At 73.4% G+C, this 17,039-nt stretch carries 8 protein-coding genes; all 8 read left to right on the top strand.

The annotated features are described in order from the left end of the window. The first annotated feature begins 66 nt into the window (after window positions 1-66). The 8 genes from D1J63_RS36520 to D1J63_RS36485 all read left to right on the top strand — a co-directional run bounded on the left by D1J63_RS36520 (window position 67) and on the right by D1J63_RS36485 (window position 16,956). Window positions 67-888 (top strand): NmrA family NAD(P)-binding protein, encoded by an 822-nt coding sequence (locus D1J63_RS36520; protein WP_125635048.1) that lies wholly within the window; start codon window positions 67-69, stop codon window positions 886-888. 179 nt (window positions 889-1,067) lie between these two features. After that, window positions 1,068-2,510, top strand: coding sequence for an NDP-hexose 2,3-dehydratase family protein (locus D1J63_RS36515; protein WP_241235671.1), 1,443 nt, complete (start codon window positions 1,068-1,070; stop codon window positions 2,508-2,510). Between the two features lie 37 nt (window positions 2,511-2,547). Beyond that, window positions 2,548-2,895: an antibiotic biosynthesis monooxygenase family protein gene (locus D1J63_RS36510; protein ID WP_125635044.1), complete on the top strand. Its 348-nt coding sequence runs from the start codon at window positions 2,548-2,550 to the stop codon at window positions 2,893-2,895. A gap of 5 nt (window positions 2,896-2,900) precedes the next feature. Continuing rightward, window positions 2,901-5,174, top strand: coding sequence for an excinuclease ABC subunit UvrA (locus tag D1J63_RS36505; protein WP_125635042.1), 2,274 nt, complete (start codon window positions 2,901-2,903; stop codon window positions 5,172-5,174). Between the two features lie 145 nt (window positions 5,175-5,319). Further along, the gene (locus D1J63_RS36500) at window positions 5,320-6,549 is read left to right on the top strand and encodes a cytochrome P450 (RefSeq protein ID WP_125635040.1); all 1,230 of its coding nucleotides are present in this window, start codon (window positions 5,320-5,322) and stop codon (window positions 6,547-6,549) included. Between the two features lie 75 nt (window positions 6,550-6,624). Continuing rightward, window positions 6,625-7,671, top strand: a complete 1,047-nt coding sequence (locus D1J63_RS36495) for a ketoacyl-ACP synthase III family protein (protein ID WP_125635037.1) — start codon at window positions 6,625-6,627, stop codon at window positions 7,669-7,671. 55 nt (window positions 7,672-7,726) lie between these two features. Further along, a complete protein-coding gene (locus D1J63_RS36490; protein ID WP_125635034.1) occupies window positions 7,727-12,514 on the top strand; it encodes a type I polyketide synthase in 4,788 nt (1,595 codons plus the stop codon). Next, a complete protein-coding gene (locus D1J63_RS36485; protein ID WP_164713135.1) occupies window positions 12,421-16,956 on the top strand; it encodes an SDR family NAD(P)-dependent oxidoreductase in 4,536 nt (1,511 codons plus the stop codon). The genes D1J63_RS36490 and D1J63_RS36485 overlap by 94 nt, the downstream gene beginning before the upstream one ends. The last annotated feature ends 83 nt before the right edge of the window (window positions 16,957-17,039 follow it).

Raw genomic sequence — 17,039 nt, 5'->3', positions numbered from 1 at the left:
GGACGCGACCTGGCCGCGATTGCTCCTAACTTGGGCGTCACGCCGACAAACGGAAGGAGACCTCTCATGACCATCTTCGTCTCCGGCGCCACCGGCAACGTGGGCCGCCCTCTCGTCAACCAGCTACTGGCCGCCGGACACCCGGTCCGGGCCCTGACCCGCGACCCCGCCAAGGCGAACCTCCCGGAGGGCGCGGAGGTGGTGGCCGGCAACCTGGCCGTCACGTCGACGCTGCCGGACGCCTTCGAAGGAGTGACCGCGGCGCACCTGATCAGTTTCGGGGACGACTACGCGCCCCTGTCCAACGGTCCGGAGATCGCCGGGACCGCGGTGAAGGCCGGGGTGCGCAAGGTGACCGTCCTGAAGGGCGACACGGAGCGGACCGGGCTGGACGAAGCGGTGGAGGCGAGCGGTCTGGAGTACACCTACCTCGCCCCGGTGGAGTTCATGTCGAACACCCTGGAATGGGCGGACAGCGTGCGCTCCGAGGGGGTGGTGCGGGAGGGCTTCCCGGACATCCCCAGCTCGATGGTGCACGACGCGGACATCGCTTCGGTCGCGGCCACGGTGCTGACCGGCGAGGGGCACGCCGGCAAGGAGTACTGGTTGACCGGTCCCCAGGCCCTGACCGCCCCGCAGAAGGTGGCCGTGCTCAGCGAGGTGCTGGGCCGGGAGATCCGGTTCGTGGAGCTGAGCAAGGACGAGATGGTCGCGGCCTGGCGCGAGCAGGGCTACTCGGACGAGGACATCGAGTTCTTCGTGACGATGCGCACCGATCCCCCGGAGGCGGGCCGCACCGTGCTGCCGACGGTGGAGCAGGTCACCGGACAGCCCGCGCGCACCTTCGCCCAGTGGGTCCGGGAGAACGCGGCCGCCTTCGGATCCTGAGCCGGCGAACGCCCGCGGGAGGAGGCCCGCCCGGGTCGCGCCGGTTCGAGTTGGGCTGCACGGACGTTCTAGCCCGCGCGCCCAGCATGACGGACCGGTGCGGCCCGGCCTCCGGTACGGGCCGCCGACGCCCGCGCAGCATCCCGCCACCGCACCAGGCATCCCCAGGGAGGTCCGCCGTGACGACCCATCGCCGGAAAGCCGGAACCCGGACGCCGGCCGAGACGGCCGCGTCGCTCGCCAAGTCGGCGGCCGTGCGGTCCGGACCATCGGTCGGCGGCCGGGAAGCCAGGCGCTGGCTGGCCGAGCAGCGCCGGCGCACGGTGATGGACGTCCGGCAGATACCGCTGGACAGGCTGACGGGCTGGCACACCGATCCGGCAACCGGTGACCTCGTGCACGCGTCGGGGAGGTTCTTCGCGATCGCCGGGCTCGACGTGCAGCGGCCCGGCACTCCCGTGCCGTCCTGGCAGCAGCCGGTCATCGAGCAGCCCGAGGTGGGTGTGCTGGGCATCCTGGTGCGGGAGTTCGACGGTGTCCTGCACTGCCTGATGCAGGCCAAGGCGGAGCCCGGCAACTGCAACCGCGTGCAGCTGTCGCCGACGGTCCAGGCCACCCGCAGCAACTACACGCGGGTGCACGAGGGGGCTTCGGTGCCGTACCTGGAGTTCTTCCGGCGGCCGTCCCGGCACGGGGTGCTCGCCGACGTGCGGCAGTCGGAGCAGGGCTCGTGGTTCCACGGCAAGCGCAACCGCAACATGGTGGTACAGGTGGACGAGGACGTGGCGGTCCTCGACGGTTTCCGCTGGTTCACCCTTCGCGAGATCCACGAGCTGTTCGCCGTCGACGACGCCGTCAACATGGACACCCGCACGGTCCTGTCCTGCCTGCCCTACGTCGGTCCGCGGCTGCCGGAGGTCCTGGGAACGGGCCGGGACCCGTTCACCTCCGCTCTGTTGCGGTCCTGCTCCGGCCTGGAGGGGGGCCGGCACGGCATGACCGAGATCCTGAGCTGGATCACGGACGAGCGGACCCGCACGGTCAACGAGGCGCGGCGCGTCCCGCTGAAGGAGGTGGCGCACTGGCAGCGCCGGGACGGCCGCATCACCCATGCCAGCGGGCTGTTCTTCAACGTGATCGGGGTCAGCGTGACCGCCGACGGCCGGGAGGTCGCCGCCTGGTCGCAACCGCTGCTGGAGCCCTGCGACGAGGGGGTCGCGGCCTTCCTCGCCAAGCCGGTGGACGGGGTGCTGCACGTGCTGGTGCAGGCTCGCGCCGAACCCGGTTTCACGGACGTCGTGGAGCTGGGTCCGACCGTGCAGTGCACTCCGTCGAACTACGCCGTGCTGCCCCCGGCCGCCCGTCCGCCGTTCCTGGACGAGGTGCTGCACGCGGAGGCCGGGCGGGTCAGGTTCGACGCGGTGCACTCCGAGGAGGGCGGCCGCTTGTACCACGCCCGCAACCGCTACGTGGTCGTGGAGACCCCCGAGGACTTCGAACCCGACCGCTGCGGATACCGCTGGCTGACCCTGGCCCAGCTCTCCCGGCTGCTGCGCCACAGCAACTACGTCAACGTGCAGGCCCGCAGCCTGGTGGCCTGCCTGTACAGCATGACCGCTTGAGAACACGCACAGAACACGACGAGAGGACAGACAGACCATGGACCGCAACGGCCCGCCGCCCGGCGCCGTCACCTTCATCAACCGGTTCACCGTGACCGGCGACCCCGAGGAGTTCGAAGCCGCCTTCGCCAAGGTGGCCGCCTTCATGACGGCCCGTCCGGGGATCCTCGGCCACACGCTCTCCCGGCACCTCGACGAGCCCGGCCAGTACGTCAACGTCGCCGTGTGGCGCGACGCCGGCTCCCTGCGGGCGGCCGTGGCCCATCCCGACTTCGGCGCCCACGCCGGCGAACTCCGCCGACTGGCCACCAGTGAGTCCGACGTGTACGTGGAACGGCAGCGCCACCTCGGCGGGGCCGGCGGCCGGCAGGGCGAGGCGGTGTGACGACAATGCCGGACACGGGTTCCGACGACGGCGTCAGGATCGTCGGAGCCCGTGAGAACAACCTTAAGGACGTGTCGCTGACGATCCCGAGGAACCGGATCACCGTGTTCACCGGGGTGTCCGGCTCGGGCAAGTCGTCGCTGGTGTTCGACACCCTGGCGGTGGAGTCCCAACGGCAGTTGTACGCCACCTTCAACTGGTTCATCCGCAACCAGCTTCCCCGCTACGGCCGCCCGCACGTGACCGCGGTGGAGAACCTGACCGCTCCCGTCGTGGTCGACCAGAAGCCGCTCGGCGGCAACGCGCGCTCCACCGTCGGCACTCTGACGGACCTGTCGTCGACGCTGCGCGTGTTGTTCTCCCACTGCGCCGAGCCGGCCCTGCCGCCCGGTGCGTACTCCTTCAACGACCCGCAGGGCATGTGCCCGCAGTGCGAGGGCCTGGGGCAGGAGCGCCAGGTGGACGTGGAGCGGATGCTGGACCGCTCCAAGTCCCTGGACGAGGGTGCCATCCTGCTGCCCACCCACAAGGTGGGCAGCATGGACTGGCAGCAGTACGCCAATTCCGGCCACTTCGACACCTCCAAGCGGCTGTGCGACTACACCGAGCAGGAGTGGCACACCCTGCTGCACGGCAGCGGCGGCACGGTGACCGTGCGCACGGCGAACACCACGACCACCCTCGCCTACGAGGGCGTCGTCGCCCGTTTCGCCCGTACCAACCTCAAGCGCGACCTGAGCACCCTCGGCGAGCGCGCCCGGGCCAACGTGGAGCGGTTCGTCTCCCTCGGCCCGTGCACGTCCTGCGGCGGCGCCCGGCTGGCTCCGCCGACCCTGGCGTCGACGATCGAGGGGCGCACCATCGCCGACCTCTCCCGGATGGAGGTCGGCGAACTCGTCCCGTTCCTGGAGACGATCACGGACCCGGTGGGGGCGCAGATCGCGGCCGACCTGCGCGAAGGGCTGAGCCGGGTGGTGGCGATCGGTCTGGGCTACCTGTCCCTGGACCGCTCCTCCACCTCACTGTCCGGCGGCGAGGCGCAGCGGCTGAAGATGGTGCGGCACCTCAGCAGCAGCCTGACGGGCATGACGTACGTCTTCGACGAACCCAGCACCGGTCTGCACCCGCAGGACGTGGGCAGGCTCGGCGAGTTGATGCGGGCCCTGTGCGACCGGGGCAACACCCTGGTCGTCGTCGAGCACGACCCGGACGTCATCGCCCTGGCCGACCATGTCGTCGACCTCGGTCCGGGGGCCGGCCCGCACGGCGGCGAGGTCGTGTACACGGGACCCTTCGGGGGGCTGCTCGGGGCGGACACCGTCACCGGCCGGGCCCTGCGGCGCCGGGGCACGGTCAAGTCGGAGGCCCGGCGGCCCACCGGGAAGCTGTCCGTGGAGGGAGCGGACCTGAACAACCTCCGGAACGTGTCCGTCGCCTTCCCGACCGGGGTGCTGACGGCGGTGACCGGGGTCGCGGGGTCCGGCAAGAGCTCCCTGGTCACCGGGGCGTTCCGCCAGGCGCACCCGGACGCGGTCTTCGTCGACCAGTCCCCGGTTCGGGCCTCCGCGCGGTCCACGCCGGTGAGCTTCCTCCAGGCGATGGATCCGCTGCGCAAGCTGTTCGCCAGGGCCACCGGCGCTCCGGCCGGTCTGTTCAGCTTCAACTCCGCCGGGGCCTGCGGCACGTGCCAGGGCCGGGGCGAGATCGTCACGGAGCTGGCCTATATGGACCCGGTGCGGCTGCCCTGCGAGGGGTGCGGGGGCCGCCGGTTCCAGGAGCAGGTGCTCCGGCACCGGCTGCGCGGCCGGTCCGTCGCGGACGTGCTGGAGATGACCGCGCAGGACGCCCTGGACTTCTTCACCGAGCCGGAGATCACCGGCCGGATCAGCCGTCTCGTCGACGTCGGGCTGCCGTACCTCACCCTCGGCAGGTCGCTGAGCACCCTGTCCGGGGGCGAGCGGCAACGGCTGAAACTGGCGGGCCAGCTGGAGCGCTCGCACGGCGTGTACGTGCTCGACGAACCGACCACCGGCCTGCACCGGGCGGACGTGGACGGCCTGGTCGCGCTGCTGGACCGCCTGGTCGACCGGGGCAACACCGTGATCGTCGTGGAACACGACCTGGAGGTGGTGCGGCGCGCGGACTGGGTGGTCGATCTCGGTCCCGGCGGCGGCCGGCACGGCGGCGAGGTGGTGTTCACCGGCACACCGGCGGCGCTGCTGGCCGCCGAGGGGTCGGTCACGGGCGAGCATCTGCGGCGGTTCTGCGCGGGCGGCTGACCCCCCTTCGGCCGCGACGCTCAAGTCGCCTTCCAGCCATGGCCGAGAGAGCAGACGAAGACTCGGTGGCAGCTCACGGGGCCGCGACGTCCGACCGGCGTCGCGGCCCCGTCCCGCTGCCACGACGCTTCCGTCTGGGGGACCAATGACCACGGCCGACATCAGCACCGAGTCCACGGGGCAGCCCGCCCAGGAGACCTTTCCCTACGAGCGGGCCTGCCCGTTCTCCCCGCCCCGGCAGTACGCGGAGCTGATCGACCGGCGGCCGGTGGCCAAGGTGCGGCTCGCCACGGGCCGCGAGGCATGGGTGGTGAGCGGTCTGCGCGAGGCCCGGCAGATCCTCACCACCGACAAGGTCAGCTCCTCGCGCACACACGCCAACTACCCGTTCTACTTCGACGCGCCGCCGCAGATGCGCACCGACAGCTCCTTCATCGCCTACGACCCGCCCCGGCACACCGAGGCCCGGCGCAAGGTCGCCGCGTCCTTCACGCACCGGAACGTCCAGCGGCTGCGCGCGAGCATGGAGCGCACCACCGACGCCTGCATCGACGCCCTGCTGGCCGCGGGGCCGCCGGCCGACCTGCACCGGCTGGTTTCCCTGCCCGCCCCGATGGCGATGATCTGCGACCTGCTCGGCGTGCCGGCCGAGGACCGGGGGTTCCTCCAGCAGCACGGCGAACGGCTGTTCGGCGGCACCAGTTCGCAGGCCGAGCGCGAGGCGGCGGTGGTGGAGGTGGGCGCGTACCTGGAAGACCTGGTGCGCCGCAAGGAACGTGAGCCCGGCGACGACCTGATCAGCAGGACGGTGGCCGCGTACCGCGCCGAGGACGGCGACTACGACGTCCGGGACGTGGTGAACACCTGCCGGATGCTGATCAACGGCGGACACGAGACGACCGCCAACCACATCACGCTGGGCGTCGCCGCGCTCCTGGAGCACCCCGAGCAGATGGCCGCTCTCGTCGCCGACCCGTCCCTGATCCACGCGGCGGTGGAGGAGCTGGTGCGCTGGCTCGGTCTCGGCGACCTCGCGGTGCCCCGCGTGGCTCTGGAGGACATCGAGATCGGCGGTGAGGTCATCCCCGAGGGCGCCGGCATCCTGGTCCTGCTCCAGGGGGCCAACCGCGATCCGCGCGCCTTCGACCGGCCCGACCGGTTGGTCCTCGCCCGCGGCAGCAGGCGGCACATCGGGTTCGGTCACGGTGCCCATCTGTGCATCGGCGCCGACCTGGCCCGCCTCGAGCTGGAGATCGTGCTCACCAGGCTCCTCCAGCGCGTCCCCGCCCTGCGCCTGGCCACGCCGGTCGGCGAACTGCGCACCAAGGAACGGGCGATCGTCTACGGCGTGTGGGGACTGGACGTCGCCTGGTGAACCGGGCCCGGCCGGCTCTCGGACCGCCCCCTTCCCCTCCCCCGCCGCACGAGTCCGCCGTTCCAGGAGGCTGATGTGAGGTTCGAAGACATCCATGTGCGGGCCACCGCCACCTGGCTGCCGCCCCGCCGCTCGCTCGCCGACGCCGTCGCGGCGGGCGACTGCCCGCCCGTGGTGGCCGCCCGCACCGGCATGGAGTCCGTGACGGTCTCCGACGACGCCGCGGCGCCCGAGATGGCCGTCCGGGCGGCGCGGACCGCGCTGGCCCGGGCCGGGTCCACATCCGCCGACGTCGATCTGATCCTGCACGCCGACACCTGGTTCCAGGGGCACGACGCCTGGGCCGTGGCCTCGTACGTGCAGCGCGAGACCTTGGCCAACCAGTGCCCGGCCGTGGAGATCCGGCAGATGTCCAACGGCGGCATGGCCGCGCTGGATCTGGCGGCTTCCTATCTGGCGGGCGCCCCGGAACGGCGGGACGCGCTGCTGACCACCGGAGACCGGTACTGCATGCCCGGCTTCGACCGCTGGCGCACGGACCCGGGCACGCCGTACGCCGACGGCGGGACCGCGCTCGTCCTCTCCCGCCGCGAGGGCTTCGCCCGGCTGACGTCCCTGGTGATGTCCGCGGACCCCGAGCTGGAGCCGCTGCACCGCGGCGACGACCCGTTCGCGGCGGCGCCGCTCAGCCATCGCACGCCGCTGTCCTTCGAGGACACGACCCGGGTCTTCAACCGGCGGCACGGCCTGTCGTTCGCGCTGCGCCGGCTCGCCGAGGGTCAGACCACGGTGATCAAGCACGCACTGTCCGACGCGGGACTCGCACTGCCGGAGATCGACTGGGTGGTGCTGCCGCACTTCGGCCGACTGCGCCTGGAGTCCCTGTACTACGAACGGTTCGGGATCGACCCGGCGCGCACCGCCTGGGAGTGGAGCCGCACCGTCGGTCACCTCGGCGCCGGGGACCAGTTCGCGAGCCTGGACCACCTGGCCGGCTCGGGCAGGGCAGTGCCGGGCGACCGCTGTCTGCTGGTCGGCGCCGGCGCGGGCTACAGCTGGGGCTGCGCGGTACTGGAGATCACACGGCGACCGGACTGGGCCTCGCCGCACGCCGCCCGCTGAACGCGCTCCTTCCCTTCTTTCCTCTCCCCTCCCGTCATGTCTTGGAGTCGCTCGGATGTCTGGCACTTCCTCCTCTCCATCCCTTCCCCACGGCGGTACGGCTCCCGTCGGGCCGATCGCCGTCGTCGGCATCGCGTGCCGCTTCCCCGACGCACCCAACCCGCAGGCATTCTGGCGGCTGCTGCGCGAGGGCGGGCACACGGTGCGCCGGGCGCCCGAGAACCGCAGAGGCGGTGACGGCACCGCGGAGTGGGGTTCCTTCCTCGACGGGGTGGACCGTTTCGACGCGGGCTTCTTCCGGATCTCCCCGCGCGAGGCCGCTGCCATGGACCCCCGTCAGCGGCTGGTCCTGGAACTGGGCTGGGAGGTCCTCGAAGACGCCGGCATCGTGCCCGCCGGGATCGCCGGCAGCCGGCTCGGCGTGTTCGTCGGCACGATCTGGGACGACTACGCGTACCTCGCCTACCGCACCGCGCGCGACTCGGCGGCGCAGCACACCCAGACCGGCATCCACCGGGGCATCATCGCCAACCGGCTCTCGCACTTCCTGCGGGTCCAGGGTCCGAGCATGACCGTGGACACCGGGCAGTCCTCGTCCCTGGTCGCGGTGCACCTCGCCTGCGAGAGCCTGCACCGCGGGGAGTCCGAGGCGGCCGTCGCCGCCGGCGTGAACCTCGCGCTGCTCGCCGAGTCCTCCCTGATCTCCTCCCGCTGGGGCGGGCTCTCCCCCGACGGCCGCTGCTACACCTTCGACGCCCGCGCCAACGGCTACGTCCGCGGGGAGGGCGGCGGCGCCGTCCTGCTCAAGCCCCTGCACCGGGCCGTGGCGGACGGAGACCACGTGTACGGCGTCATCGCGGGGAGCGCGGTGAACAACGGCTGGGGCGACAGCCTCACCCGGCCCAGCGCCGAGGCGCAGTCCCAGGTGGTGCGCGCCGCGTGCGCGCGGGCGCGGGTGCAGCCGACCCAGGTGCAGTACGTCGAGCTGCACGGCACCGGTACCCGGGCCGGCGACCCGGTCGAGGCGGCCGCGCTGGGGGAAGCCCTGGGCAGCGCGCGCGAGCCGGGCCACCCGGTGCACGTCGGGTCGGTGAAGACCAACATCGGCCACCTCGAAGGCGCGGCAGGCATCGCCGGGCTCATCAAGACGCTGCTGTGCCTGGAGCACCGGAGCCTGCCGGCCAGCCTCAACTTCACAGCCCCGCCCCCGGACATCGACCCGGAACGGCTGAACCTGACGGTGCGGCAGCGGTTCGGCCCGTGGCCGGAGCCGGAGCAGCCGCTGGTGGCGGGGGTCAGCGCGTTCGGTATGGGCGGCGCCAACTGCCACGTGGTGGTCGCGGAGGCGGCGCCGTACGCCGCCCCGGCCGCCGGTCCGCACCGGGACGACGGTCCGGACGAGGACCGCCGGGTGCTGCCCTGGGTGGTGTCCGGACGCGGCGGGGCGGCGCTGCGGGCGCAGGCCCGCCGGCTGGCCGCCTTCCTCGAGGCCGACGCCTCCGTCACCGCCGGGGACACCGCCCGGGCGCTGGTCACCACCCGCGCCCTCTTCGAGGACCGGGCCGTGGTGGTGGGCCGCGACCGCGAGACCCTGCTGGCCGGGCTGACCGCGGTGGCGGACGGGCGGGCGGCGCCGGGCACGGTGACGGGACGGGCCCGCGACGGCGCGGCGGCCGTGCTGTTCACCGGTCAGGGCGGGCTGCGACCGGGCGTGGGCCGGGAGCTGTACGCGTCCTTCGGCGTGTTCGCCGGCGCCTTCGACGAGGTGTGCGCCGAGCTCGATCCGCTGCTCGGCGTCCGCCTCGCGGACGAGGTCTTCGCCGAGGAGGGCGGCACGCTCGCGCGGACGGATCTGGGCCAGGCCGCGCTGTTCGCCCTGGAGACCGCGCTGTACCGCCTCGTGTGCTCGCTCGGGGTGCGGCCGGCCCTGGTGGCCGGTCACTCGGTCGGCGAGGTGGCGGCCGCCCACGCGGCCGGCGTGCTCTCGCTGCCCGACGCCTGCGCGCTGATCGCGGCCCGCGGCCGGCTGATGGCAGCGCTGCCGCCGGGCGGCGCCATGACGGCCGTCTTCGCCCCGGAGGCGGAGGTGGCGCCGCTGCTGGCGGGCCGGGAAGGGGGCGTGACGCTGGCGGCGGTCAACGGTCCCCGGCACGTGGTCGTCTCGGGCGCCGGGCCGGCGGTCGAGGAGGTCACCTCGCTGCTGCGCGAGGGGGGAGTGCGCACCCGACCGCTGGCGGTCACGCACGCCTTTCACTCCCCGCTCATGGAGCCGGTCCTGCGGGAGTTCGGGCGGGTGTGCGCCGGGCTGTCGTACCGGCCGCCCCGGGTCCCGGTCGTGTCCACGGTGACCGGGCGGATCGCGGCCGGGACGGAGCTGTGCTCCCCGGAGTACTGGGTGAGCCATGTCCGCAGGCCCGTCCGGTTCCTGGACGCCGTCCGCGCCCTTCGTGAACGGGGGGCGGACACCTTCCTCGAGCTGGGGCCGGACGCGGTGCTGTCCGCTCTCGTGCCGCGCTGCGTCCCGGACCCCTCCCCCGGCATGGCCGCAGCCGTGCTGCGCGCCGGACGGCCCGAGGAGGAGACACTGCTGACCGCCCTGGGCGCCGTCCACGTGCGCGGCACCGAGGTGGACTGGGCGGAGCTGACCCCGCGCCGCGGTCCGAGGGTGAAGCTGCCCACGTACGCCTTCCGGCGCCGCAGCCACTGGCTGGAGACCCCGGACCGGCCTTCCGCCGCCGGCACCGCCCCGGCGCGTCCCCCGGCGGAGGAGGAGCCGGACCGCTTCCCCTCCGTCGTGCGGGGCCCGTCCCCGCTGCCGGAGCGGGAACGGCGACGGGCCGTACTGGACCTGGTGGTCGAGCACCTGGCGGCCGTGCTCGGCAGCACGGACGCAGAGCCCGTCGACGCCTCCGCGCCCTTCACCGACCTGGGCATGGACTCGATGTCGGCGCTCGCGCTCAGCGAGGACCTGTCGACGGCGACCGGCCTGGACCTGTCGGCGGGCGTGATCTTCGAGCATCCGACGCCGCGGGCGCTGGCCGACCACCTCGCGGAACTGCTGCACCCCGCAGACCGGGACCGGCCCGCCGCCCCCGCACTCCTCACCTCACCCCCGGCGCCCTCCGACACCACCGACCCCGACAACGACGCCATCGCGATCATCGGCATCGGCTGCCGCTTCCCCGGCGGCATCACCACCCCCGAACAACTCTGGCAACTCCTCACCGAAGAACGCCACGCCATCACCGACTTCCCCACCAACCGCGGCTGGCCCGACAACCTCCACCACCCCGACCCCACCCACCCCGGCACCACCTACACCCGCAAAGGCGGCTTCCTCCACGACGCCGACCAGTTCGACGCCCACTTCTTCGGCATCTCCCCCCGCGAAGCCCTCGCCATGGACCCCCAGCAACGCAGCCTCCTCGAAACCGCCTGGCACACCCTCGAACACGCCGGCATCGACCCCACCACCCTCCACGGCACCGACACCGGCGTCTTCGTGGGCATGATGTACCACGACTACGCGCCGGCCGCGGGGCAGATGCCCAGGGACCTGGAGGGGCTGCTGCTGACCGGGAACCTCGGCAGTGTGCTCTCGGGGCGGCTGGCGTACCAGTTCGGGTTCACCGGCCCCGCGCTCACCCTCGACACCGCCTGCTCCTCCTCCCTCGTCGCCCTCCACACCGCCACCCAAGCCCTCCGCAACAACGAATGCACCCTCGCCCTCGCCGGCGGCACCACCATCATGGCCACCCCCGGCACCTTCATCGAATTCAGCCGCCTCCAAGGACTCTCCCCCGACGGACACTGCCGCTCCTTCTCCGCCCACGCCAACGGCACCGGCTGGTCCGAAGGAACAGCCCTCCTCCTCGAACCCCTCACCCAAGCACAACGCAACAACCACACCGTCCACGCCGTCATCCGCGCCACCGCCACCAACCAGGACGGCCCCTCCAACGGCCTCACCGCCCCCAACGGCCAAGCCCAACAACGCCTCATCCACCACACCCTCACCACCGCCCACCTCACCCCCCACGACATCGACGCCATCGAAGCCCACGGCACCGCCACCCCCCTCGGCGACCCCATCGAAGTCCAGGCACTCCACACCGTCTACGGCCAAGACCGCACCCGCCCCCTGTGGCTCGGCTCCCTCAAGTCCAACCTCGGGCACACCCAAGCCGCCGCCGGAGCCGCCGGCGTCATCAAAATGATCCAAGCCCTCCACCACAACCTCCTCCCCAAAACCCTCCACACCGACCAACCCACCCCCCACATCGACTGGAACAACACCCCCCTCCAACTCCTCACCCAACCCCAACCCTGGCCCCACAACCCCCACCGACCCCGCCGCGCAGCCATCTCCTCCTTCGGCATCAGCGGCACCAACGCCCACCTCATCCTCGAAGAACCCCCCACCACCCCCACCCCCCAACAACCCACCACCCTCCCCATCACCCCCTACATCCTCACCGCCAAAACCCCCACCGCCCTCCACACCCACGCACACCACCTCACCCAACACCCCACCCACCACCACCCCACCCACACCGCCCACACCCTCGCCACCCGCACCCACCACCCCACCGCGCCGTCATCCTCACCCCCGACCCCACCACCCTCACCACCACCCTCCACCACCTCACCACCAACCAACCCCACCCCCACCTCACCACCGGCGAGGGGGGCGCCCCGCGCCGCAAACCGGTCTTCGTCTTCCCCGGCCAGGGTTCGCAGTGGATCGGCATGGCGCGTGAACTGCTCGACTCCTCACCGGTGTTCGCGCAGCGCATGGCCGACTGCGCACGGGCGCTCGCGCCGCACGTCGACTGGGACCTGACGGCCGTGGTGAGCGGCGCCGAAGGGGCGGCCGAGCAGGACCGGGTGGACGTGGTGCAGCCCGCTCTGTTCGCGGTCATGGTGTCCCTGGCGGCCGTCTGGCGCTCGTACGGTGTGGAGCCTGCGGCCGTGGTGGGTCACTCGCAGGGCGAGATCGCGGCCGCCTGCGTCGCGGGGATCCTCTCCCTGGAGGACGCGGCCCGCGTCGTGGCGCTGCGCAGCCGGGCCCTGCTGCGGCTGACGGGCGGGGGCGGCATGATGTCCGTCCCCCTGCCTCGGACGGAGGTCGACCGGTGGCTCACCCGGTGGAAGGGGACGTTGTCGGTGGCGGCCGTGAACGGACCGCTGTCCACCGTGGTGTCCGGCGCGTCGGACGCGCTCGGCGCACTGCACGGGGAGCTGACCGAGGCGGGCGTGAAGGCGCGGACCATCCCGGTCGACTACGCCTCCCACTCGGCGCAGGTCGAACAGGTGCGGGACGAACTGGCGCGGCTCCTGGGCGAGATCGAACCGCGCCCGGCCGAGGTACCGCTGTTGTCCACCGTCACCGGCGACTGGCTCACCGACGGCGGGGCGGACGCGGAGTACTGGTACCGCAACCTGCGCGAGACCGTCCGGCTGGAAGACGCCGTGCGAACGCTGCTGCGGGAGCGGTACGACGCCTTCCTGGAGATGAGCCCGCACCCGGTCCTCGCCGTGGCCATCGAGGAGACGGCCGAGGCCGCCGGTGCGGACGCCGTGGTCGTGGGGTCGCTGCGCCGGGACCAGGGCGGCCTCGCCCACCTGCTGTCGTCGGTGGCGCGGGCCTTCGTCCGGGGGGTCGACGTGGACTGGGCGCGTCTGTTCGACGGCACCGGCGCCCGCCACGTCGACCTGCCCCTCTACCCCTTCGAACGACAGCGGTACTGGATCGACCCGCCCCGGGCCGCCACGGCGGCCGGGCCCGGCCCCGGCGCACACCCCGTCCTGACCGGGACCACCGAGCTGGCCGCCGACCACGCGACGCTCTTCACCGGGAGCCTCGCCGTCGAGGACCACCCGTGGCTCGCCGACCACCGCGTACAGGGGACGATCCTGGCTCCGGGCACGCTCTTCGTCTCACTCGCCCTCCACGCCGGACGGCACACCGGCTGCCCGCACGTCGAGGAGCTGACCCTCACCGCCCCCCTGCCCCTGGCCGAGGGCTCCCGCCACGACGTGCAGTTGCTGGTCGGCGAGCCGGACGCCGCCGGGCGCCGTACCGTCACCGTGCACAGCCGGCCCTCGGACGACGCAGGGGCCTGGGTCACGCACGCCACCGGCACGCTCGGCACGCACCGTCCGGCCGCGCCCAACGCTCCGGGCGTCCCGGAAACCGCGGCCCCGCTCGATCTGGACGCCTTCTACGAGCGCTGCGCCGACGCCGGATACCGCTACGGGCCCGCCTTCCGGCCGGCCCGCCGGCTCCACCGGGCCGACGGCGACTTCCACCTCGACCTCGACGCGCCCTCCGACGGCGGCTTTCACCTGCATCCGGCGCTGCTGGACGGGGCGCTCCACCCGCTCCTGCTGTCCTCCCTCGACGACCCTGGAGCCACGCGGCTGCCGTTCTCCTTCAGCGGCGTCACCCTGTACGGCGAACCGGTGAGCGGCCCCGTCCGGGCCCGTCTGACGGGGGCGACGGGCGGCGTCACCCTGTACGACCAGGAGGGCGTCCCCTTCGCCCGGGTGGACGGCGTAGATCTGCGCCGCGCCGGACTGCGGCCGCCCGCGCTGCACACCGTTGCCTGGACCCCGGTCACCGCCGAGCCGGCAGCGGGAGACCTTCCCCCTTTGACGCTCGTCACCGACGACGGCGACGGGACGGCCGGGTCCGCCCTCCCCCACCCGCACACCGTCCACACCGGCGGCCTCGCGGCCCTCCCCGCGGCCGAGCCGGTCACCGCCGTGCTGCCCCTGGCCACTCCACCCCTCGACGCCCTCCCCTCCCCGCGCCACCTCCACGAGCTGCTCGGCACACTCCGGGCCTGGCTCACCCGGTCCTCCCACCCGGACAGCCGCCTGGTCCTGCTGACGCGGGGCGCCGTGGCCGCCGACGAGGCGGAGCCGGTGGATCCGGCCCTCGCCGCGGCCTGGGGCCTGGTCCGCAGCGCGCAGACCGAGAACCCCGACCGGGTCGTGCTGGTCGACACGGACGGGCGCGAGTCCTCCCTCGCGGCGCTGCCTGCGGCGCTGGCGGCACGGGAGCCCGAAGTGGCCCTGCGGGACGGCACGGTCCTGGCGCCCAGGATCGAGCGGGCGGCCGCGGAACTGGCGCCGCCGGAAGCGCCGTCCTGGCGGCTGGCGCCCGTCTCCCATCGCGCGGCCGACGACCTGGCGCTGGTGCCCTGGCCGCAGGGGACCGCGCCGCTCGCCGAAGGGCAGGTCCGGGTCGCGGTACGCGCCTCGGGCGTGAACTTCCGGGACGTGCTGATCGCGCTCGGCATGGTGCCCGAACGGAACGTCACCATGGGGGCCGAGGGCGCCGGCGTGGTCGTCGAGACCGGTCCGGGCGTCACGGACCTCGCCGTCGGCGACCGGGTCATGGGGTACTTCGACGGAGCGTTCGGGCCACTCGCCGTCGCCGACCGCCGGCTGGTGGCGCAGATGCCGAAGGACTGGACGTTCGCCCGGGCCGCCTCCGTACCGGTCGTCTTCCTCACCGCGTACTACGGGCTGATGGACCTCGCACGGGTCCGGCCGGGCGAGTCGGTGCTCATCCACGCGGCGGCGGGCGGCGTGGGACTGGCCGCCCTCCAGCTGGCCCGGCACCTGGGCGCGGAGGTGTACGCGACCGCCAGTCCGGGCAAGTGGGACGTGCTCCGCGCGATGGGCGTGCCCGAGGACCGGATCGCGCACTCGCGGACCCTGGACTTCGCCGACCGGTTCCTGGAGGCCACGGACGGGCGGGGCGTGGACGTCGTCCTGAACTCGCTGGCGGGCGAGTTCGTCGACGCCTCGCTGCGGCTGCTGCCGCGCGGCGGCCGCTTCCTGGAGATGGGCAAGACGGACATCCGTGACGCCGCCGAGGTGGCGGACGGTCATCCGGGAGTGGACTACCGGGCGTACGACCTGACCACGCTCGCGCATACGGAGCCGGGCACTCCCGGAGCGGCCCCCGAACGGTTGCGGGACATCCTCGCCGAGGTACTGGACCTGTTCGAGCGAGGGGTTCTGACGCCGCTGCCCGTGACCGTGTGGGACGTCCGGCGCGCCAAGGACGCCTTCCGCTTCCTGGCGCAGGCCAGGAACGTGGGCAAGATCGTCCTGACGGTACCCGCTCCCCTCTCTCCCGAGGGGACGGTCCTGATCACCGGCGGCACGGGCGCCCTCGGCGCCGAGGCGGCCCGGCACCTGGTCCGGGTGCACGGGGCGCGGCATCTGATCCTGGCCGGCAGGCGCGGGGCGCGGGCACCGGGTGCGCGGGAGCTGTCGGAGGAACTGCGGGCGCTGGGGGCGCAGGTGACCCTCGCCGCGTGCGACACGGCCGACCGCGGGCAGCTCGCCGCGCTCGTGGCGTCCGTGCCGCAGGAACGGCCGCTGACCGCCGTGGTGCACGCCGCCGGCGTACTCGACGACGCGACCGTCACCACGCTGACGTCCGAGCAGTTGGACCGGGTGCTGCGGCCCAAGCTGGCCGCCGCGTGGCACCTGCACGAGCTGACCGGGGACCAGGACCTGGCCGCGTTCGTTCTGTACTCCTCCTACGCGGGCGTCACCGGTGCGCCGGGGCAGGCCAACTACGCCGCGGCGAACTCCTTCCTCGATGCCCTGGCCCGCCACCGCCGGGGGCTCGGTCTTCCGGCCGTGTCGCTGGCCTGGGGGCTGTGGGGGCAGAAGAGCGGCATGACCGGCGGTCTCGGGGCGACGGATCTGCGGCGCATGGCCGAGGGCGGGCTGGTGCCGATCTCCACCGAGCACGGTATGGAACTCTTCGACCAGGCACAGGACCTGGGTGCTCCCGTGGTGGTCGTGACGCCGTTCGACGAGCGCGCGCTGCGCGAGCGGGGAGAGCGGCTGCCCGCCGTGCTGCGGTCCCTCGTGGCAGCGGTGGAGCGGCCGGGCCCCGCCGGGCCCGCGCCGGAGGCCGGACCCGCGGGGCTGCGCGAACGGCTGGCCACGCTGTCGGAGGAGGCGCAGACCCGGACCCTGACGGATCTGGTGCGCATGCACCTGGGCTCGGTGCTCGGGCACGAGGACGCGCAGGGCGTCGCCGAGGACCGTGCCTTCGAGCAGCTCGGACTGGACTCCCTCATGGGCGTCGAACTGCGCAACCGGCTCAACGCGGCGACGGGGCTGCGGCTGCCGTCGACAGCGGTGTTCGAGCATCCGACGGCGACGGAGCTGGCCCGGCGGCTGCGCGACGACCTCGTGGCGCGGCCGGAGCCCGCGGAAGAGGCCGCGCAGGCCCCCTCTCGGGACTGAACGCAGGCCGGCGCCCGGCCCTCTCCCCTCCGGCGGCCGTGGGGGCGGGGGCCGGGCGCCGGCGCGCGCTACGGCGGTCCGGG

The sequence above is a fragment of the Streptomyces sp. KPB2 genome (genome assembly GCF_003950055.1).
Classification (GTDB): domain Bacteria; phylum Actinomycetota; class Actinomycetes; order Streptomycetales; family Streptomycetaceae; genus Streptomyces; species Streptomyces salinarius.
This window is presented reverse-complemented; position numbering and strand designations above follow the sequence as displayed.